General features: G+C 46.6%; 16 protein-coding genes and 1 riboswitch. Of the genes, 12 read left to right on the forward strand and 4 right to left on the reverse strand.

The annotated features are described in order from the left end of the window. Positions 1–36 precede the first annotated feature (36 nt). From AR337_RS09325 to AR337_RS09350, 6 genes are all read left to right on the forward strand, one after another. Positions 37–1,215 (forward strand): ABC transporter substrate-binding protein, encoded by a 1,179-nt coding sequence (locus tag AR337_RS09325; RefSeq protein WP_059171747.1) that lies wholly within the window; start codon positions 37–39, stop codon positions 1,213–1,215. A gap of 139 nt (positions 1,216–1,354) precedes the next feature. Beyond that, positions 1,355–2,233, forward strand: a complete 879-nt coding sequence (locus tag AR337_RS09330; protein ID WP_059171748.1) for a branched-chain amino acid ABC transporter permease — start codon at positions 1,355–1,357, stop codon at positions 2,231–2,233. An 11-nt stretch (positions 2,234–2,244) separates the two neighbouring features. Continuing rightward, positions 2,245–3,216 (forward strand): branched-chain amino acid ABC transporter permease, encoded by a 972-nt coding sequence (locus AR337_RS09335; protein ID WP_059171749.1) that lies wholly within the window; start codon positions 2,245–2,247, stop codon positions 3,214–3,216. Further along, positions 3,191–3,970, forward strand: a complete 780-nt coding sequence (locus tag AR337_RS09340) for an ABC transporter ATP-binding protein (protein WP_059171750.1) — start codon at positions 3,191–3,193, stop codon at positions 3,968–3,970. The genes AR337_RS09335 and AR337_RS09340 overlap by 26 nt, the downstream gene beginning before the upstream one ends. After that, the gene (locus AR337_RS09345) at positions 3,970–4,677 is read left to right on the forward strand and encodes an ABC transporter ATP-binding protein (protein WP_059171751.1); all 708 of its coding nucleotides are present in this window, start codon (positions 3,970–3,972) and stop codon (positions 4,675–4,677) included. The genes AR337_RS09340 and AR337_RS09345 overlap by 1 nt, the downstream gene beginning before the upstream one ends. 370 nt (positions 4,678–5,047) lie before the next feature. Next, positions 5,048–6,253, forward strand: a complete 1,206-nt coding sequence (locus AR337_RS09350; protein ID WP_059171752.1) for an MFS transporter — start codon at positions 5,048–5,050, stop codon at positions 6,251–6,253. Between the two features lie 378 nt (positions 6,254–6,631). Here the strand turns inward: AR337_RS09350 and AR337_RS09360 are convergent, their stop codons facing one another. The 4 genes from AR337_RS09360 to AR337_RS09375 all read right to left on the reverse strand — a co-directional run bounded on the left by AR337_RS09360 (position 6,632) and on the right by AR337_RS09375 (position 10,850). Then, on the reverse strand, positions 6,632–7,375 hold the full coding sequence (locus tag AR337_RS09360) for an amino acid ABC transporter ATP-binding protein (protein WP_059171754.1): 744 nt from the start codon (positions 7,373–7,375) through the stop codon (positions 6,632–6,634). A gap of 12 nt (positions 7,376–7,387) precedes the next feature. Continuing rightward, positions 7,388–8,053, reverse strand: coding sequence for an amino acid ABC transporter permease (locus tag AR337_RS09365; protein WP_059171755.1), 666 nt, complete (start codon positions 8,051–8,053; stop codon positions 7,388–7,390). Between the two features lie 70 nt (positions 8,054–8,123). Further along, positions 8,124–8,894, reverse strand: a complete 771-nt coding sequence (locus AR337_RS09370) for a transporter substrate-binding domain-containing protein (protein ID WP_059172218.1) — start codon at positions 8,892–8,894, stop codon at positions 8,124–8,126. A 168-nt stretch (positions 8,895–9,062) separates the two neighbouring features. Next, positions 9,063–10,850 carry a TIGR04190 family B12-binding domain/radical SAM domain protein gene (locus AR337_RS09375; RefSeq protein ID WP_059171756.1) on the reverse strand — a complete coding sequence of 596 codons (1,788 nt, stop codon included), beginning with the start codon at positions 10,848–10,850 and terminating at the stop codon, positions 9,063–9,065. Between the two features lie 552 nt (positions 10,851–11,402). Between AR337_RS09375 and AR337_RS09380 the strand changes: the two genes are divergently transcribed. The 6 genes from AR337_RS09380 to ybaK all read left to right on the forward strand — a co-directional run bounded on the left by AR337_RS09380 (position 11,403) and on the right by ybaK (position 20,619). Continuing rightward, positions 11,403–13,238 (forward strand): GAF domain-containing sensor histidine kinase, encoded by a 1,836-nt coding sequence (locus tag AR337_RS09380; protein WP_253701597.1) that lies wholly within the window; start codon positions 11,403–11,405, stop codon positions 13,236–13,238. Beyond that, positions 13,213–13,860 carry a response regulator transcription factor gene (locus AR337_RS09385; protein ID WP_059171758.1) on the forward strand — a complete coding sequence of 216 codons (648 nt, stop codon included), beginning with the start codon at positions 13,213–13,215 and terminating at the stop codon, positions 13,858–13,860. The genes AR337_RS09380 and AR337_RS09385 overlap by 26 nt, the downstream gene beginning before the upstream one ends. A gap of 199 nt (positions 13,861–14,059) precedes the next feature. Beyond that, the gene (locus tag AR337_RS09390; RefSeq protein WP_059171759.1) at positions 14,060–16,543 is read left to right on the forward strand and encodes a S8 family serine peptidase; all 2,484 of its coding nucleotides are present in this window, start codon (positions 14,060–14,062) and stop codon (positions 16,541–16,543) included. 414 nt (positions 16,544–16,957) lie between these two features. Then, positions 16,958–19,411: a S8 family serine peptidase gene (locus AR337_RS09395; protein WP_082686916.1), complete on the forward strand. Its 2,454-nt coding sequence runs from the start codon at positions 16,958–16,960 to the stop codon at positions 19,409–19,411. A gap of 206 nt (positions 19,412–19,617) precedes the next feature. Beyond that, entirely contained in the window at positions 19,618–20,073 is a 456-nt protein-coding gene (locus AR337_RS09400) for a hypothetical protein (RefSeq protein ID WP_059171760.1), read from the forward strand. A gap of 63 nt (positions 20,074–20,136) precedes the next feature. Continuing rightward, a complete protein-coding gene (gene ybaK / locus AR337_RS09405) occupies positions 20,137–20,619 on the forward strand; it encodes a Cys-tRNA(Pro) deacylase (protein ID WP_059171761.1) in 483 nt (160 codons plus the stop codon). A 260-nt stretch (positions 20,620–20,879) separates the two neighbouring features. Beyond that, a riboswitch (cyclic di-GMP riboswitch) is annotated at positions 20,880–20,963 on the forward strand. The last annotated feature ends 2 nt before the right edge of the window (positions 20,964–20,965 follow it).

The following is a 20,965-nucleotide window of genomic DNA, read 5'->3' on the forward strand; positions in this document are numbered from 1 at the left end:
ATGTTTAAGGTTAAAAAAGAGAAGGGGGAACTAAAAATGAAGAAAAGAAAGTTGGCAGGCATTTTTCTATCATTTTCTTTGATTGCCGGGGTTTTGGCAGGCTGCGGCACAAAGGAAAGCAGCGGATCGAGCGGGAAAGACAGTGAAACAATTAAGATTGGGGTAAACGTCGAGCTTTCCGGGGGGGTGGCATCCTATGGCCAATCGATTTCTGAGGGGCTTAAACTCGCCGTGGACGAAATCAACAAGGATGGCATTGATGGCAAGAAGATCAAGCTTGTAAAGTTCGATAATAAGTCAGATGCCTCAGAAGCGGCAGCTGGCGCGGTCAAGCTGATTAGCCAGGACAAGGTTTCTGCAATTGTCGGCGCGGCGACAAGTGGGAATACACTTGCACAAACTCAGTCGGCAGAAAAGTATAAAGTTCCGATTATCACCCCTACAGGTACGAATCCGGATGTAACGAGCAAAAAAGGCAAGCTGAATGCCTATGCATTCAGAACATGCTTCATCGACCCGTTCCAGGGCACGGTGGCAGCAAACTTCGCAATTGAAAAGCTTCAATCCAAGAAAGCAATCGTCTATGTCGATACTTCGAGTGACTATGCAAAAGGGCTAGCCGCAGCCTTTAAAGAAGCCTATGAAGCAAAAGGCGGGGAAGTGCTTGGAGAGGAAGCCTATTTGGGAAAGGATACAGACTTTAGGGCTACATTGACTCGTATTAAATCGAAAAATCCTGATTTCATTTTCCTCCCGGGCTATTATGAAGAGGTTGGCCTAATCGTTAAGCAAGCCCGAGAAATCGGACTTGATGTGCCATTTATGGGCGGAGACGGCTGGGATTCGCCAAAGTTGATTGAACTCGCTGGCGCGAAGGCCCTTAATAACACATTCATTACCAACCATTACTCTTCAGCCGATCCTGATCAAAAAATCCAGGATTTTGTAGAAGCTTTCAAAAAGGAGTACAAAGGTAAATCACCGGATGCCTTTGCAGCTCTTGGCTATGACACAGGATATTACCTTGCGGATGCAATCAAGCGAGCTGGCAGCGCTGATTCAGAGAAAATCAGAAAAGCGCTTGAAGAAACAAATGGCCTCCAGCTTGTATCAGGCACGCTTACCCTGGATGAAAACCATAACCCTGTAAAATCAGCAGCTATCTTGAAGTATGAGGACGGGGAACAGAAATTCGAAACGAAGGTTAATCCATAAAGTGTGTGAGGGAAGCTGAATAGGGGGCATAGTCCCCCTATTTTGGGTTAAGGGAAAGGCAACAAAGCAAAGAGTGGGATAATAGAGGAAACCCGATAAGGAACACAAATAATAGTACCTTTCAAGGGGAGTAATAATTATGGAATTTGTACAGCAGTTGATAAACGGGATTTCACTGGGAAGCATTTATGCCCTGATTGCTCTTGGCTATACGATGGTGTATGGGATAGTAAAATTAATCAATTTTGCTCACGGCGATGTCTTTATGGTCGGTGCATTTGTCGGCTTTTATTCTATTACGATTCTTGAACTTTCATTTTTTCCGGCACTTATTTTAACAATGGCTGTGTGCTCCATCTTCGGCGTATTGATTGAAAGGATAGCCTATAAGCCTCTCCGGAATGCGACCCGGATTGCGGCACTGATTACGGCAATCGGCGTATCCCTTTTAATAGAATACAGTATGATTTATGCGCGTGGAGCCCAGACCGAGGCATATCCGGAAAATGTACTTCCTAAAGAAAATATTAATCTATTTGGAGTAAATATCAGCAGCCAGTCTTTGTTAATCCTTGGGGTCTCGGTTGCCCTGATGATCATCCTCCAGTTTATTGTCCATAAGACTAAAATTGGCAAAGCGATGCGAGCCGTATCCCATGATGCCGATGCGGCAAGGCTGATGGGCATAAATGTGAATAATACAATTTCAGCCACGTTTGCGATTGGCTCGGCACTTGCTGGCGCAGCTGGCGTGATTTTTGGGGTTTATTATACAAAAATCGAACCCCTAATGGGCATCATCCCTGGACTTAAAGCATTCGTAGCGGCCGTGCTCGGGGGAATCGGCATTATTCCAGGAGCTATGGTAGGAGGACTTCTGCTCGGGGTAATCGAGGCACTGGTCAGCGCGCTTGGCTACTCACTCTGGCGTGACGGTGTTGCCTTCATTGTCCTCATCCTGATACTTATTTTCCTCCCATCCGGATTGTTCGGCAAAAATGTTAGAGAGAAAGTATAGGGGGGAGCATGATGGATCATTTTAAACGCGGAAAAGGCTTCTGGCTCTCAATTGTACTGGCATTGGTTGTTTTTTCAGTAATCCAGGCGATGATTTCCGGAGGAATTTTAAATATTTTTCATATAAATACCCTTATTACAATTGGTATTAACATCATGCTTGCTGCAAGCCTTCATCTGATTATCGGGATTACCGGCCAGTTTTCAATCGGCCATGCGGGCTTTCTTGCAGTTGGGGCTTACTCATCGGCAGTCATAACAATGATGTTCGAGCTTCCATTTGCCATAGCGATTATCGTCGGAGGACTGGCAGCAGCCATTGCGGGCCTAATCATCGGAATTCCGAGCCTTCGCCTTAAAGGGGACTATCTGGCAATTGCAACGCTTGGATTCGGGGAAATCGTCAGGATTGCCCTTTTGAATTTCGACTATGTCGGCGGAGCCAGCGGCTTGCAGGTCATGCAGATGAGTACATGGGGCTGGACATTCGTCAGCGTCCTGATTACGCTGATTGTCATTGTCAATTTTACCAATTCCACCCACGGCAGGGCCTGCATTTCAATTCGGGAAGATGAAACGGCTGCCGATGCGATGGGTATTAACACAACGTACTACAAGGTTGTCGCCTTCGCGATTGGAGCATTCTTTGCCGGAGTCGCGGGTGCAATTTTTGCCCATAATTTCTTTATCATTCAACCGTCCAATTTCGGTTTCCTAAAGTCATTCGATATCTTGATCATCGTTGTCCTCGGCGGCCTTGGCAGCCTCTCAGGAGCAGTTATTGCCGCTATCCTACTGACAATTGTTTCAACTTTCCTTCAGGCTTACCCGGAAACGAGGATGATCATTTACAGCATAATTCTCATTTTGACAATGCTTTATCGCCCACAGGGGCTATTGGGTACAAGGGAATTAACTTCATTCTTTAAAAGATCGAAAAAGGCGGGAGGGGACCATGATGGCAAAGGACAAACCGTTGCTTAAGGTAGAAAATACCGGAATTCGCTTCGGCGGTCTGAAAGCGGTATGGGATGTCAACTTGGAATTGTTCCAGGGTGAACTGGTCGGTTTGATTGGGCCGAACGGTGCCGGAAAAACAACCTTTTTCAATCTACTTACTGGCGTTTATGTCCCAACTGAAGGGGAAATTAAACTTGATGGTGAAAGCCTGAAAAAGCTTCCTCCATATCGGATAACAAGAAAGGGTGTCAGCAGGACTTTCCAGAATATCCGGCTTTTTGGCGAACTTTCGGTAATTGACAATGTAAAGGTTGCTTATCATTCACTTGCGAAGCATGGGATACCAAGCTCCGTTTTCCGTCTTCCGAAGCATTTTGATGGGGAAAAGGAAATGGACGAAAAGGCAATCGAATTCTTGAAAATCTTTGGGCTGGAGCGATTCAAGGATGAAAAAGCGAAAAACCTCCCGTATGGCCAGCAGCGGAGGCTAGAAATTGCGCGTGCGCTTGCGGCCAATCCGAAACTCCTGCTCCTCGATGAACCTGCAGCAGGCATGAACCCGCAGGAAACGAAGGAGCTTATGAACTTGATTGCTTTCATAAGGACTCGTTTCCATCTGACAGTGTTATTAATAGAACATGATATGGGGCTTGTTATGGGGGTCTGTGAACGGATATACGTCCTTGACCACGGGCAGCTGATTGCACAAGGAACACCTGAGGAAATCAGGAATAATCCAAAGGTAATCGAGGCGTATTTAGGCGAGGAGGTGTCGTGATGCTGAAAGTGGATGGAATTAATGTGTTTTACGGTAATATCCAGGCATTAAAGGGGGTTTCCCTTGAAATAAACGAAGGAGAAATCGTCACGCTGATTGGTGCTAACGGGGCTGGGAAAAGCACCTTGCTGAAAACAATTTCCGGGTTGCTGAAGCCAAAGCAGGGGCAGATCCAATTTGAAGGTAATTCTATAGCAGGCAAGGCTGCCCAATCGATCGTTAAACTTGGGATTTCCCATGTTCCGGAGGGGCGGCGTGTTTTCTCCAATATGTCTGTAGAGGAAAACCTTGAGCTTGGGGCGTTTCTCCGCAAGGATAAGGCGGGAATCAAGGAGGATTTTCATAAAGTATACGATTTATTTCCGCGGCTTCTTGAACGGAAGAAACAGCAGGCAGGCACGCTTTCTGGAGGGGAACAGCAAATGCTTGCAATGGGGCGTGCCCTGATGGCGCGGCCGCGGCTCCTTCTCCTCGATGAGCCGTCCATGGGTCTGGCGCCGCTGCTTGTTAAAACAATTTTTAGAATCATAACGGAGATTAATGCAACGGGAACAACAATCCTCCTTGTTGAGCAAAATGCCCATATGGCATTATCAATTGCCAACCGGGCTTATGTTATTGAAACTGGCCGTGTAATCCTGTCAGGTACCGCGGCAGAATTAAATGAGAGCGAACAAATAAAAATGGCCTATCTTGGAGGGCATTAATAAGCAATACTTAACCATCCGCCATGAAACAAGGGCGGATGGTTTTTTGTATTTTAAGAAATAATAAAATAGAACATTGTGAATAACTCGAAATAAGTTGTTGTAATCCAGCTCCCTCTTAATCTGGTCGGGGCTGACCACTAAGGAAAGCTCCTTAGAATAATCATCGCAGGGACAAGCGGTCTGTGCTTGTCGCGAAGGCGCTTGCGCATTTTGTTCCGTTTTATGACGAATTTTGTTTTCCCGGGAAATATTTTAAAAAAAGATGGTGATAAGTGTCTTGACACCTGTTAAAATAAAAAACAGGCCCAACTGAAAATGTGTGGACCAAGGAGTTTTATAAAATCGATATAAAATTCAGGGGGAAGAGATGAAAAAACTCAAAACAATTTCAGAGAAAAAATTATTGGGGATCGCCGGCCTCGGCTGGATGTTTGACGCGATGGATGTTGGGATGCTCTCATTCATCATTGCCGCTCTAAAAATTGACTGGGGCCTGACGCCAAAGGAAATGGGCTGGATAGGCAGCATCAACTCGATAGGGATGGCCGTGGGGGCGCTTTTATTCGGACTGATGGCTGACAAAATTGGCCGCAAAAATGTCTTTATTTTTACGCTTTTATTATTTTCTGTCGGAAGCGGGCTTTCGGCTTTAACTACTTCCCTGGGATTATTCCTAGTTCTTCGTTTCCTAATCGGAATGGGTCTTGGCGGCGAACTGCCGGTTGCTTCTACACTGGTAGCGGAAAGTGTTCCCGCGGAAAAGCGGGGCAGGGTTGTTGTCCTGCTTGAGAGCTTTTGGGCGTTTGGCTGGCTGATTGCAGCAGTTATTTCGTATTTTATCATTCCAAAGTTTGGCTGGCAGACAGCGATGGTCCTCGGAGCCCTTCCTGCGCTTTACGCCATTTACCTAAGGATAAACCTCCCGGATTCACCACAGTACATGACACTTAAGGAAAAGAAAAAACCAACTGTTCTGGAAGGGATAAAAACACTTTGGTCGGGGAAATACCTCCGTCCGACTATCATGCTATGGATTCTTTGGTTCTGTGTCGTTTTTTCGTATTATGGAATGTTTCTATGGCTTCCATCCGTCATGATTATGAAGGGCTTTAGCATGATAAAGAGCTTTCAGTATGTATTGATTATGACCTTGGCTCAGTTGCCAGGCTATTTCACAGCAGCTTATTTTATTGAAAAAATCGGCAGGAAGTTCGTCCTTGTCGTCTATCTGGCGGGAACGGCTGCAAGCGCCTATTTCTTTGGGACAACGGACACACTCTGGGTCTTGCTTACGGCCGGCGCATTCCTATCGTTCTTCAACCTTGGGGCATGGGGAGCGCTCTATGCGTATTCACCTGAACAATACCCAACATCGGTCAGGGGAACAGGGACTGGAATGGCCGCTTCCTTTGGCAGGGTCGGGGGCGTGCTCGGACCGCTTTTAGTTCCATATCTTTCCGCACAGGGATACTCGATCCAGACCATATTCACGATTTTCTGTGTATCAATCCTCATTGGCGCGGCAGCTGTATTCTTCCTGGGGCGTGAAACGAAAAACCTGGAGCTCAACTAAGTTTGTTTTTTATACTGATAAAAAGGCGTCTGAGCACTTGCTCGGCGCCTTTTTTCGTGGAGTAAGGTATTGTGCGGCCGATGATGGTGGAGAGAAGTAGCTAAGGATACACATCCTTCTAGTGGAATTCTTATTCCAATATGGGAGAATTGGTGGCGTATACTAGATAAATTCGAATGAGTGACATTGTTTGGTCGAAATTCAAAAAAATGTCACCCGAATCCAGATGAGTGACATTGTTCGGGCAAAATCCAAAAAGAATGTCACTAAAACCCCGGTTCGTCCCAAAACGAGGGTGGGAGGCTCCCCGAAATCCGAAATCCCAAGCTTCGAGCCCGAGCCCCAGCTAATTCCCCAGCCTCCCCAAACAAACTAAAATTATTTTAATGCAGTAGAGCTTAGGAACTCACGGGTTCTTTCTTCCTTCGGATTAGTGAAAAACTCGTCTGGGTGGCCCTTTTCGATGATGAATCCGTCATCCATATAGACCATCCAATCAGCAACTTCCTTTGCGAAGCCCATTTCATGGGTAACGACAACCATTGTCATCCCATCATCCGCCAGCTCCTTCATCGTCTGGAGAACCTCGCCGACAAGTTCCGGGTCCAGTGCGGAGGTGGGTTCATCGAAAAGCATGATATCCGGTTTCATGGCAAGCGCGCGGGCAATAGCAACGCGTTGTTTTTGCCCGCCTGAAAGCTTGCTCGGGTATACATCAGCCTTATCTTCAAGACCAACCTTCCGAAGAAGTTCCAACGCATCCTTTGACGCTTCCTCCTTCGAAACCTTTTTCACATGGACGGGTGCTTCGATGATATTCTCGAGCACTGTCATGTGGGGAAAGAGGTTGAAGTGTTGGAACACCATGCCGACATGCTGGCGGACTTCATTGATATCATGGGTATGCGGCAAGACTTCCTGGCCATTCAGAATGATTTTGCCATTGTCCTTTTTTTCAAGGAAATTTAGGCAGCGGAGCAATGTACTTTTCCCCGAGCCGCTAGCTCCAACGAGGCATAAAACATCATTTTCATAAACGGATAGATTAATATCTTTTAATACATGCAAATCGCCAAACGATTTATTCAGATTTTCAATTCGTATCATTTCACGTGATTCCATCGATATTTCCTCCTATCGGTCACTGACTGCCAGTCTCTTTTCAAAACGGTTGACGATTAGTGTGAGCACGGCTACAAGAATCAGGTAGTATACCGCAACAATCAGCAAATACGTCATCTCATCGAAATTGTTGGAGCCTAGAGTAGTCGCTACGTTGAAAAGCTCGTTCATTGAGATAAAAGCAGCAAGTGAAGAATCCTTAAGCCCGATGATGAATTGGTTACCAAGCGGCGGAAGGGCACGGCGGAAGGCCTGTGGCAAAATAATCCTCCGCATGGCAAGGCCCTTGCTCATCCCTAGTGAACGGCCCGCTTCCATTTGGCCATTGTCAACGGCCTGGATTGAACCACGGAATATTTCAGCGATATAGGCGCCATTGTGAAAGGCCAGCGCCAATGCAGCGGCCCAGAAGTCCGGCAAAAGAAATATGCCGCTAATCCCGAAATACAAAATGAAAATCTGCACGATCAGCGGGGTTCCGCGGACTAGATACACATAGGTATCTGAAATATAGCCCAAAGCTTTAATTCTCGATATTTTAAGTAGAGCAAAAAACAGGCCGATGACGATACCGACAAGCACCGAAACAACGGTAAGCTTCAATGTTAAGAGCATTGCGTCCATGAACAGGCCGCTGCTATCGATTAAAGTATTGAAAAAGTGTGAAAAACTTGGCAAAGTAAAATCTTCCTTTCTCGTTGGATTCTATTCGGGGTACTTGGAATCGACTGAAACATCAAAGCCTACCTTATTCAGGCTTTGACGTGATATCCTCACCGAAGTACTCCATGGAAATTTTGCTTAGTGTCCCATCTTTCCGAAGTGATTCAAGTGCATTATTGACCTTTTTTAGCAAGGCAGGATTATCTTGAGGAAGGACGATCGCCTGTTCACTGCGTTCAATCAACTGGCGGCCTTCAATTTTAAAGCCTTCCTTTTTAGCACTCTTTCCGGTCACAAAGTCGGTGATGACCGCATCGTGGCGCCCTATACTCAATGCATTCAGGGCGGTAATGTCGCTATCGTACATTTTCAAGTTTGAGGTGTATTTGCTGGCCGTATCCGCATATGTAGAGCCTTTAGCCACGGCAACTTCTTTCCCTTTAAGGTCCTCAACTGTTTTAATCCCGCTGTCAGGTCGTACAAAAATTTGGGGTCCCGAGTAATAATAGGGAGTGGAAAAGGAGACATGCTTGCTCCTTTGGGGATTGATCGTGTGTGATGCTACAGCGGCATCAGCTCTGCCAGTTTTGACACCTTCAACGATACCTTTGAATTTCATTCTCTTTGGTACAGGCTTAAGGCCCATTTCCTTTGCGACAGCCTTCCCGACTTCTACATCAAAACCCGTCATAGAGAGGTCTTCTTTCATATAACTGAATGGCTTGAACTCACCGGAGGCAGCGAAGACAAATTCCCCTTCATGTATAAGCTTGGAACCGTCTGCAAGCTTGTCCTTTTCGGCACAGCCCGATAAAAGCAAGATAGCAATCAAGCAAAAAGCAAAAAAATTCCTCATATTCATGCTGGCGATAATACCCCTTTCCCTTATGAGTGATAGGAATATTTACCCCCATGTCCGTAGGATAATCCTTTTTTGTCGAAAAAAATATTTCCAGGTACCACTGTGGAACGATAACCCGGACGGCAGGACCAAAAAAAAGAACCCTGATTAGGGTTCTGAAATTTAAACGTCCAGCTTCACTTTGTGGCGCACTTTTGGATGGAATTGCTTGCGGAATTTGATGGCATAATCCTCATAGAGCTGTTCAAGTCCGACCATCGCCAGTGAAAAGAAGTTTGCGTAATTCTTCTGGACTTCCCACTTTAGCTCGTTGCTGCCGCATATACTATGCTTGTTTAGTTCCTCAATTTCCTTTTTGATGCTGGCCAGTTCAGATACGTACTGTTCTTCAGGAAGGGTCAGCAAATGATCAATTCGATTAATGTAATGCATTGATTTTTCTATTTTATTCTCAATTTCTTGATATCCATCATTGTCGATTAGGTTGTATTTTAATTTGAATTCATTTAGAAGCCTAGCAGATTCATAGGTTGCATTCACTATATCGTCGCGGGTCATATCAATTGTTTCGTAGCTTAACATATGCTTCCAGGATGGCTGTGTAATTGCTCTGCGGTGGTCTTCGAGTGTGTGGCATAGCTTCTTATAGCCATAAAGTTCCGGGTTTTCAAAAGCCGCGCTGGCAGGATCAAGAAAAGGAGCAAGCGGCGCGACAAAATAGAATAGACGGGAATCCTTTCCGCACTCAAGATGGATCCTTTCTGCAAAATTGATGTTCTCAAGAGCACTTTGCTCCGTCTGGCCCGGTATGCCAATCATAAAGAACAAGTCGATTTTTTTGCAGCCATGCTTCAGGGCAAATTGAAGTGTGCTAATGACCTTTTCATTTGAACAATGGAATTTGCCATTCAGGCGGCGCAGTTTTTCATCGTGTGTTTCGAGAGTTAGCTCCACGCTGTATTTTGGAACAGCATCGTTGATTTGTTTAAAGAATTTTTCATCAGCATATTGGAATAATTCAAAAACCAGTTCGTTTTTCAGCTTTATCCCTTTTAAAAGGCTGAAAAATTCTTCCACATATTTCTTCCCGCCCTGGCGGATGTCATGAAGAATGAAAATTGGCGCACGGCTGAACCGCTGGATGAATTGAATGTCCTCCACTAATTTTACAGGGGATCGGAGTGCCAGGGATTTTCGGTTGCAGTTCTGCTCGTAGCCTTCCTTCGATCCTCCGCAAATGAGGCAATTCTGAGTGCAGCCCCGGGCAGTAAGTATGGCTGTATTTGGGTATTGTAGCCATCCGTTATAAGGAAGGGGGTCCATGAAATTCCTGTACTTGAAAACAGACCGGATTGTGTATCGGTAGCCGGGCACGTCAAATTCATCAAGGTCCTTTGGCACGTAGGAGAGCGGGTTATAGCCTACTTCCTTGCCTCTTTTCCACGTCAGGTTCGGGATGTCTTCTAACCGCGAATTCCCGAACTCAAGCTTATTCATCAACATGAGCATTAATTTTTCGGTAGAGTCGCCACGCATGACGAAATCGATAAACGGATACTCAATCAATTCTTTATGATAGTAAGTGGAAGAAAGCCCGCCGAATACGATAGGAGTATCCGGATGAAGCCCTTTTACAATTTTCGCGAGTTCAATACTTCCATGTGCATGGGGAAGCCAGTGAAGGTCAATCCCGAAGGCGCGGGTTTGGATATTCCTAAGCTTTTTTTCAACGTCAAAGTCAGGATCCATTAGCATCCTGTTCGCAATATTGATAATCCTAACTTTGAGGCCATACCGTTCAAGGTAGTCGGCAATGCTTGTCAGGCCGATCGGATACATTTCAAAAACGGGTGATGAAGGGACCACATCACTGATTGGGCCGGCCAGAAGGGAGTTTTTCCGAAAATCGTAAACACTCGGGGCATGCAGGAGAACCAAATCGTATTTCATTTGTTTGTCACCCTCTATATAGTAGTAGTAGCTCCACCCGGTAAACACCAAACGCTGCGGCCAGCTTAAATATGAGGGTGGAAAATTCGTTGAAAATATATATTGTGAATTTATTCACAAAAAACTATCATAATAAAGGTATTCATTGTACACCTCAAGTTTAGTATAAAATTCTTTTGCCTAGCCTGTCATAGATTGACAATACCGTGACAAACCCGGTTATTAATTCCATTAATTAAGTGGCAATTGAAAGTGCTTTTCAATTTTACTACTAAAGTAGTACATAGAATATTGCTTTTGCTGAATAGGAGTATCTACAAAAATTTGCGATAATGTCAGTAAACAAACCCGGAGCAGGTTTGTCCCAGGATCGGCCAGTGGCTTGCCATTTGGCCGGTTTGGGTTTTTTCCCGCCTTTTTCTCTAAGAAAGAGGCTTTTTTATTGTACATGGAAGGTAAATCACATAGAGTATAATTAACAGAAAATTTAGAATGTGGAGTAGGAAAAAGGGGGATCGGGATGCTATGGCAGGCAAGGAGTTTTTGAAAAGAATGGAAAAAATATCCCGATACTCCATGATAGGGATATCAGTTGTGGGCGGTTTAATCCTTATTAACGCCCTTTTGGGAATGAGGGAACCAAATGAGCCGCTAATCCTCGGACTTTTAGTTGTATTCCTGGTAATCGTTGAGCTTTACCCAATGCCAGTTTGGCGTGGTTTTACAACGATTGCCTTTCCACTCGTGTATGCGATATTTGTCATGCAGGGTATCGAGTATGCGATTTGGGCCTATGCTCTTGCTGTTTTCGGGACAAATCTTTGGAAAAGAAGACCGATTAGAATTGTCTGCTTCAATCCTGCCCAGCTGGTCATAAGCCTGTATGGCGCATACTTGCTGTCTGAATGGGCGGGAACGGCCGCAGGGCTGGATTCGAAACCGGCTGTCCTTTCCGGGCTTCTCTATATTACCTTTTTCATAGGCCCATTCTATATTATCAATAACCTGCTAGTTGATTTTATTCTCGTCGTGCGGCCACAGCCATACACGCTGAAGATGTGGAAGCAAAAATCACTCCAGGAGCTAAATAGTCTGGCAATCTCCTATATTTACCTTGTCCTATTTGTTGTATTGGGCAACCAAAATAGGGGAGAAGTCGATGCAATCACCTTTTTCTTCTTTTTTGCCCCGCTGGTAGGGCTTGCGCTGCTCAGTTCAATCATCGTCAGGCTAAGAAAGGAAAAGTCGAAGCTGAAAGCCCTTTTCAGCATATCCTCGGAATTGAATAAAAAAATTGCGTCGAACGACTGGCTGGGGTTCCTCGGCGAAAATCTTCCGGCGTTCATTGATGTGGACGCTTGCATCCTTTGGACGAAAGAGGATGGGAGATGGGTCGGAAAATTTCAATCTGGCCTCATAAATGAAGACACCGATTCCGATGAAGACCAATTTGCAGCATTTGACACGGTTAGGCATCTAGTTATTTATCATAATTCTAGACGGGAATCCGGTCCTGCTGCTCCTTTTTTCCATAAAGAAATCCGGACGAAAATGTATGCGCCGCTGATGCTCGATGAAGAGCTTGTCGGCTTGTTCGTTTTTGGGAGGAGCAGGACAAAAAGCTTTACCGAGGATGACATTCAGTCGGCTGTTACACTGGCTAACCAACTGGCTGTCCTGATAAAAACGAAATGGCTTTTTACGGAGGAAGAAAAGCGGTTGATATTGGAGGAACGAAACCGGATTGCCCGCGATATTCACGATGGTGTCGCGCAGACGCTTGCCGGAGCAGTCTTGAATTTGGAAACCGCCGAGCGGAAATTCACAAAAGCTCCGGAAGACTCGCTAAAACTCGTTCAGGAAAGCACGGACAAATTGCGAAAGAGCCTGCGGGAGGTCAGGGAGTCGATTTACGCGCTCCGTCCCTATCCAACTGAACGGGTTGGCCTTATGACTGCCATCCAAGCCAAGATAAAGGCGATTGGGAAGGAACATCCTGTGGAGGTTATCCTTGAAAAGAGGGGAACCGAATTTGACCTGAGTTCCATGACGGAAAAAGTGATCTTCGATATTTTCCAGGAAAGCGTCCAAAATGCGCTGAAACACGCACGGGCAACCAAAATCGAAATCATGCTGAGCTATCAGCGTGAGAATGTCTTTTTAAAAGTAAAAGATGACGGAGTTGGATTTTCGTTGTTCCAGGCGATGATCAAAGCCAGGAACGAACCCCATTTCGGCATTTTGCACATGAATGAAACGGCTGAAAAAATCCAGGCATCCCTCCAGGTGGACAGCAAGGAAGGAGCCGGAACAGAAATCACGCTGACAGTGCCGAGGATGGGAATAGAAGGGGGAGTAATCAATGATCAAGCTTATGCTGGTCGATGATCATGCGGTGCTTCGCGACGGCCTGAAAAATATCCTTGACCTTGAACAGGATATTAAGGTTGTCGGCGAGGCAGTATCGGGGGAGGATGCACTTCGGAAGGTGCCGGAGATCATGCCCGATGTCATTTTGATGGATATTAATATTCCGGATAAAAACGGAATTGAGGTTACTGGTTTGATTAAGAAGGACCATCCCTCGATTAAAATTCTTATCTTAACAATGTTTGACCATGATGAATATTTCATGTCCGCTATACGTGAAGGGGCTGATGGCTATCTGTTGAAAGACGCGCCTTCCCAGCATGTGATTGAAGCAATTAGATCTGTTGCCCGCGGCCAGTCTGTTATCGCACCGTCGATGACAAAGAAATTCCTGAGTTTCAACCAGCAGCCGCCGGAACAGTCGAAGGAAAAGAAGGATGATTTGCTGACAGAGAGGGAAAAGGAAGTGCTCCTATGCCTTGTCCAGGGCATGAACAATAAGGAAATTGCCCAGGCGCTTTTCATCAGCGATAAAACGGTAAAAATCCATGTTTCGAAAATTTTTAAAAAGCTTGATGTAAAAAGCCGTTCGCAGGTCGTCATCTATGCCGTACAGAACCAGCTTATCCCACTGCCATAAAACCACCAGCCGGGCTTCGATTAGAAGCACCGGCTTATTTTTTGAAAAAAAGGGTGTTGTTTGCCTTGGTACTACTTTTGGCTTATGAAAAATTAGTACCTTTGTGTCCGCTAAATACAGCCTGTGGAGAATAGGACTCCAACTTAAATAATGTAATAATAGGGTAAAGTTGCAATATTGAGAACAAGGAGGGTTTTAAATGAAAAAAGTTTCTTTATTCCTGTCCATTTTCATGATTCTTGGACTATTTTTAAATTCAATTCATTTCGGAGGTTCCGAAAGGGCGAGCGCGGCCGGTACGGCTGTCATCGAGCCGGGCTTGCTAAAGAAGCTCGCATCCGTGATTGAACCGCAACATGTTATTGTTACATTCAAGGATGGAGCCGGCGGGCAAAACGGCATCCTGTCCATTTTGAAGAACCTTGGGCTGTCAAAGGGAGTCGTCCTTAACGAGCTTCCAATTGCGGGCGTCCTCGTTACAAAGGAACAGGTTGACAGGCTTGCGCAGAACGATAACGTGCTTTCGATTTATCCAAATAAGAAGCTCAAATATGAAAACAAGGAAGCGACTGAACTGACGGGAGTCGATCGGTTGCGGACCGAGGCGGCTTTTACAAAAGCGAATGGCGGCCTGCCTGTAAACGGGAACGGGATCGGCGTTGTCATCAATGACAGTGGGGTTGATGGCACGCACAAAGACATTGAATTTGGCGGCCATCTTGTCCAGAACGTACTTGGGGCAACGAACCTGAATGCCTTGAGCGAATTGCTTCCGGTTTCCTGGGTGGAAAATGTACCGAATACGGATACAAGCTCCGGCCACGGCACGCATGTTGCCGGGATTGTTGGCGGTACTGGAGCGATGTCAAAGGGTGAGTATGAAGGGGTAGCGCCAGGTGCAAAGCTGATCGGATACGGTTCCGGTGCAGCTGTTGCCATGCTTGATACACTCGGAGGCTTTGATTATGCACTAACGCATCAGGCTGAATACAATATCCGCGTCATCACCAATTCTTGGGGGGACACGGGCGATTCGGGAACGGACTTTGACCCGTTCAACCCAATCAACGTAGCAACAAAGGCGCTTTACGACCGCGGCATTGTCACGGTATTTTCAGCAGGGAACTCGGGACCTGGGGACTCGACCATTTCCGGAAATTATAAAAAAGCGCCATGGGTAATTACGGTTGCTGCAGGAACAAAACAAGGCCAGCTTGCTGAATTCTCATCCCGAGGCGTGAAGGGGAAAGGCGGTACGGTCGCTGTAGGGTCTGAAACGTGGACGTGGGAGGACCGCCCGACAGTGACATCACCGGGGGAATCCATCATTTCAACGCGTGTCATTGCACCAGTGGCCGCTCTTGGGGCAACCGATGATGTCAACCTGATTCCGCCGGCCTACTTGCCATACTATACAACGATGAGCGGAACCTCGATGGCTGCACCGCATGTCGCGGGAATCGTCGCTTTAATTCTTGACGCGAACCCTGCGCTCTCGCCACTCGAGGTAAAGAAAATCATTGAACAAACGGCAACGAACATGCCTGGCTATGAATCGTGGGAAGTCGGTTCCGGCTATGTCAATGCCTATGCGGCAGTGGATGCTGCGCTTAATCAGCGTGCTTATGGCTCAATCCTGAACGCGAACAACAACTTTAATTCCAATGCGCAAATGACCACGTCATCGCAAAATATAACGATTGATTACAGCCCGCTGAACCTGAAAAATGAATCTTCATTTACCGTATCACAGGGCCAGACGGAATTAGTTGCCCGCTTGAACGCCTATGGCCTGCTCGGGCAGACAGGGAATACAATCAACCTTGTCCTGACCGCACCGGATGGAACGAGGTATACTTCAGGAATTTCCGTTCTTTTCGCACTATATGTTGACCGTACGGTCCAGGTAGTCAACCCACAGCCTGGCACCTGGAAGGTAAGTACGGAAGGGCTCCAGGGTTCACTTGCCCTTCCGGAAAAATTGAATGTTGAACTTGTTACTAAGACGGCCGGCGGCTTTAGCGGTTTGGATGACATTGGCGGGCACGCGGCAGAGTCGGCAATCAAGCTGGCTGTAAGCAAACGGCTTGTTGACGGGAAAAGCACGAAAAAGTTCGAGCCAGATGCCGCATTAAAGCGATCCGAACTAGCGAAATACCTTGTAATGGGTGCGGGGGTCAGGCAGTTTCTTCCTCTCACAGGAACTCCAAGCGTTTCCGATGTTAAAGTCCCTGACCTTCCGTACGTTGAAGCGGTAATTGCCAAAGGCGCAGCACTTAAGGACGGAAACCAGAACAACGGCGGAGTTATGCTGCCAGTTGGATCAGGGAAATTCTCGCCGGATGAAAAAGTAAACCGCGCGCAGCTCGCCTACTCGCTTGTCCAGGCACTTGGTCTTGAGGAGCAGGCAAATGAGCTGAAAGGGCAAGAACTTACCGTACAATACAATGGAACGAGGGTGGCAATCCAGGATGCGGCGAACGTTCCCGCAAATCTTCGCGGCCATGTCCAGCTCGCCCTTGACTTGAATATCTTGAATGCGTACTTCTCAGTCACGCAGGGTCCATTCGACCTGAAGCCGACAATTACAGCAAAATTTGATCCAGGCAAAACAGTAACGCGCGCCGACTACGCGGTAGCCATCACCCGCTACTTCGCGAGCTACCACCCGGCTGCGCTTTAATGAAACAACCTCCGCTCTTATTGGGCGGAGGCTTTTCAATTTGGATATTAATCAGGTATTGAAAAACATCTCAGGACGGTTTGGGTAAAAATATTTAGGTGAAACGGTCTTGAAGACGTTTCTCAAGACCATTTGGATGAGCTTTTTAAGTTGAAACGGTCTTGACGGTATTTCTCAAGACCATTTGGATGAGCTTTTTAATATGAAAACGGTCTGATCGCCTCTCTTAAATTCCCTACCTCTGCACAGCCTACTACCCTGGCATACACAACACTCCTTTTCTATAACTTTCGTACGATTGTAAAATAGTACCTTTACCAAACGCAATTACTCCATTTGCTGAATAGTAGAAACCTCTAGATTTTACGATAATGATAGTAGCAAGAGAATTAACGATTGGAAGGGGATTACGAAATGAAAAAGTGGTTATCGGTTTTGGCAAGTCTGCTCTTATTTCTTTCATTGCTGGCACCAGGTATGGCCAATACACAAGCGGCCGGGCTTCCGGCGGTAATGGACGGCCATCTTGCCAAAGCGCTAGATACGGCAACGGGAAGCCTCCAGGTAATAGTTACATTCGACGGGAAAGGGGCGCCTTCCGACTCGCAGCTTAACCTTTTAAAACAGCTCGGCATTACGACTGGCGTGACGATGAAGTCGCTGCCAATCGCCGGGGTCGTGGCGACTAAGGACCAGATTAAGCAGCTTGCGGCAAAAGAAGGAGTAAAGTCGCTTTACCTGAACCGTAAGCTCACATACTATAACTTTGACGCAACAGCGCTGACAGGCGTCGATAAAGCACGTACGGATTCCGCAATGCAAAAGGCAAATGGCGGACTGCCTGTGACAGGCAAGGGAGTCGGGGTTGTCGTTAATGACAGCGGCGTCGACGGTACACACCGTGACCATGAACTTGGAAAAAACCTTGTCCAGAACGTTCTTGGCAGCAGTAACCTGGCATCCCTGGCACCGGGAGTACTTCCGGTTACTTACCTGGAAAATGTCCTGAATACTGACACTAACTCCGGGCACGGCACCCATGTAGCCGGCACGGTTGGCGGTACGGGAGCAAGTTCAAGCGGAAAATATGAAGGAGTGGCGCCGGGAGCGAATTTGATTGGTTACGGCTCAGGTGCGGCATTATTAATTCTTGATGGAATTGGCGGTTTTGACTATGCCATCACAAATCAAACGAAATATAATATTCGAGTCATAACAAATTCATGGGGAGGATCGGGTGATTTCGATCCAAATAACCCAATCAACATCGCAAGCAAGGCTGCGCATGACCGCGGCATCACCGTTCTTTTTGCGGCTGGAAATGAAGGTCCTGGTGAAAATACGCATAATCCTTATGCAAAAGCGCCTTGGGTCATTTCCGTAGCGGCTGGAGAGAAGGATGGCTCCCTGGCTGACTTCTCTTCCAGAGGAACAAAAGGGGTTGGCGGAACATTTGAAATGGACGGGGAAACTTACACGTGGGAAGACAGGCCAACACTGACAGCTCCAGGAGTGGACATCATTTCGACCCGGGTAATCGCTCCGGTTTCATCGCTTGCGGCTGATGCAGATGCGACCACGATTGAGCCTGCCTATCTTCCATTCTATACAACGATGAGCGGTACCTCGATGGCAACGCCACATGTGGCTGGAATTGTAGCGCTTCTCCTTGAAGCGAATCCATCCTTGTCACCGGATGAAATCAAAAAGGCGCTTCAGGATACAGCGACAAATATGCCTGGTTATGAAACTTGGGAAGCAGGTTCAGGCTATGTCAATGCCCATGCGGCCCTTGAAGCGGTTATGTTCGGAAAGCAGTATGGAAAGACCGTCAATGAATACCAGAAGTTTAACGCCAATGTACAAGCGGAAACAGAGCGAGTTCCGTTTGAGGTATCCTATAACCCGCTGCTTCCAAGCCAATACGCATTCACCGTGCCGGAGGGGATTTCCCAGCTTACAGCCCGGATTGATGCATACGGCCTATTGGGCCAGACCGGGAACCCGGTTAACCTGGTGCTGATTGCACCGGATGGAACGGAATACAGCTCCGGAGTCAATCTGCTTTTCGCCCTTTACCCGGACCGGACGGCTTCAGTCACATCGCCAAAGGCGGGACAATGGAAGGCAGAGGTACGGGGCTTGCGCGGAAATGAGCTTAATCCAATTGGCATCGCCCTTCCGGAAACAATCACAGGCAGCCTCGCTTTTACAAAAGTAAGCGGCTTTACAGGGCTCAACGATATTACAGGCCATGCTGCATCTTCGGCAATCCAGATGGCAGTCAATGAAAGGCTGATGGATGGCTATGCGGATGGTAACTTCAAGCCTGACCAATATTTGCTGAGAAAAGAATTGGCACGTTATCTAGTTGCCGGTGCAGGTATTCGCCAAAATCTATCTGGTTCAGTTAAGGATACAGCAGCCGCGGATCTTCCATTCGCGCTAGCCGTACTTGCAAAAGGGGCGGCAATCAAGGATGGAAAAGTTATGCAAAAGGGCGTCATGCGCCTCGATGCAGTGGGGAACTTCAATCCTAATGGCACCCTGACAAAAGCTGAACTCGCTTACACGCTAGTCCAGGCGCTAGGACTGCAGCAAATGGCGCTTGACCATACCGGCGATGTTACCGTCTCATACAATAGCAACCGGATCAAGCTTAAAGACAATGCTTCAATTCCGGCAGATCTAAAGGGATATGTACAGGTGGCGCTTGACCTGAATATCCTCAATGCGGCGTTCAGTGTAAAACAGGGGCAGTATGACCTGTTCCCGACTGTCGAGGCCGTCTTCGAACCAGGAAAAAAAGTGACCCGCGCCGACTACGCAGTTGCCTCGTCCCGCTGGTTCCAGGCATGGTTTCAATAATAAGTAAATAGATTGAAAGAAGAAGAGGGGCATCTGCTCCTCTTTTTTGAGTGAAGCAGTGAAGCGGGGACGTATCCATTGCCTCACTAGAGGAAGTGAGACAGCAGGCACTGAATAGCTATTTTAGAAAAATAGGCAAAAAGGAGGATTTCCTTCTCCAAGTCTAAAGGAGTATACTGTTCTCCATTATGTAAAAAGGGGCGGAAATGTTGCTGGAAAAATATAAAGAGATACTTACCCCGCTTCTCCTCGAGTCCGGAAGCAAGGCGGCAATCAAGCTGGAAAGGCACCATCCATACTCAAGGCTAGCAGGCGGAAAATACTCAATGTCGACTCATACGATCACCCTTTATATAGAAGAAATTAAGGAGCAGTGCATCCAGATATTTGGATCGCTTGCTAACCTGGATATTTATATTGCAGTTGTATTCGCCCATGAACTCGGCCATGCCGAAGACAAGGCTCTCGGCATATTGGCGGAACGGCTTGATGCTGCAACTAGCGAGAATGAACGCGCAAGGCTGTCTTTTTTAATTGAAAAAAGGGCTTGGAAGTTTGCTGAGAAGCTGTTACGGGGTACCGATCGGAAGTTTACGAAAAAAATTATTTTCCAGTCGCTCCGTTATTATTATGAACAGATTGAGCTGCAGCACGGGGCTTGAATTTTTAAGGCGGAAGGCATAGGCTATTCCTATCTGGTTTTACGATAGAAAGGGCGGATGGGGATGGCTGTTTCAAAAACAAATGCAATGCGGCTGCTCGATTCGAAAAAGGCTGAGTATGTAATGTTGTCCTATGAAGTAAGCGATGGCAAGGTGGACGGCGTTTCGGTTGCGGAGAAAATCGGCAAGCCGAAGGAAATGGTCTTTAAAACGCTCGTCACCCAGGGTGCATCAAAGAATATCTATGTTTTTGTTATTCCGGTTGAGGCCGAGCTGGATTTGAAAAAAGCCGCCAAAGCCGCTGAGGAAAAGAAGGTCGAAATGGTGCCTGTAAAGGATATTCAAAAACTGACCGGTTATATCCGTGGTGGCTGTTCGCCAATCGGAATGAAAAAACTTTACATTACATACTTAGACAGCAGTGCGGAACAGCTTGATCGGATGATTGTCAGCGGGGGGAAGATTGGGGTTCAAATTGAACTCTCGCCAGAAATTTTAAAAGAGATTGTACATGCCGAGATAGCGAACCTATCCGAGCAGAGGTAAAAAGACGCATGACAAATTGCGTCTTTTTTCTATGGAAAGGCAAGTTTTTTATTAAAAACAAAGCATGAGTAAGCGAGGTTTGTTGTTTGTTCGCAATTTTGTGAAAATTATCTCCCCATATAGTTTCTTCTTCGACAATTTCCATTCAATTTCCTTAAATTCTCCTTATATCCGCCCCGAGATTTGGCTAACGAAATGTGTTTAGTTTTGGTAGTTTGGCGATTTATAATCAATCTATCTTGTTGGAAAAGTCATGGAAATCGATTTAGGGAAGCGATGAAGGATGGCCTCTATTTGGACACTTGGGCGTTCCGGAGCTAGTAGTGTAACCGGCCCTCTAAAAAAT

It is taken from the genome of Bacillus sp. FJAT-27445 (assembly GCF_001510665.1).
Taxonomy (GTDB): domain Bacteria; phylum Bacillota; class Bacilli; order Bacillales; family Cytobacillaceae; genus Bacillus_D.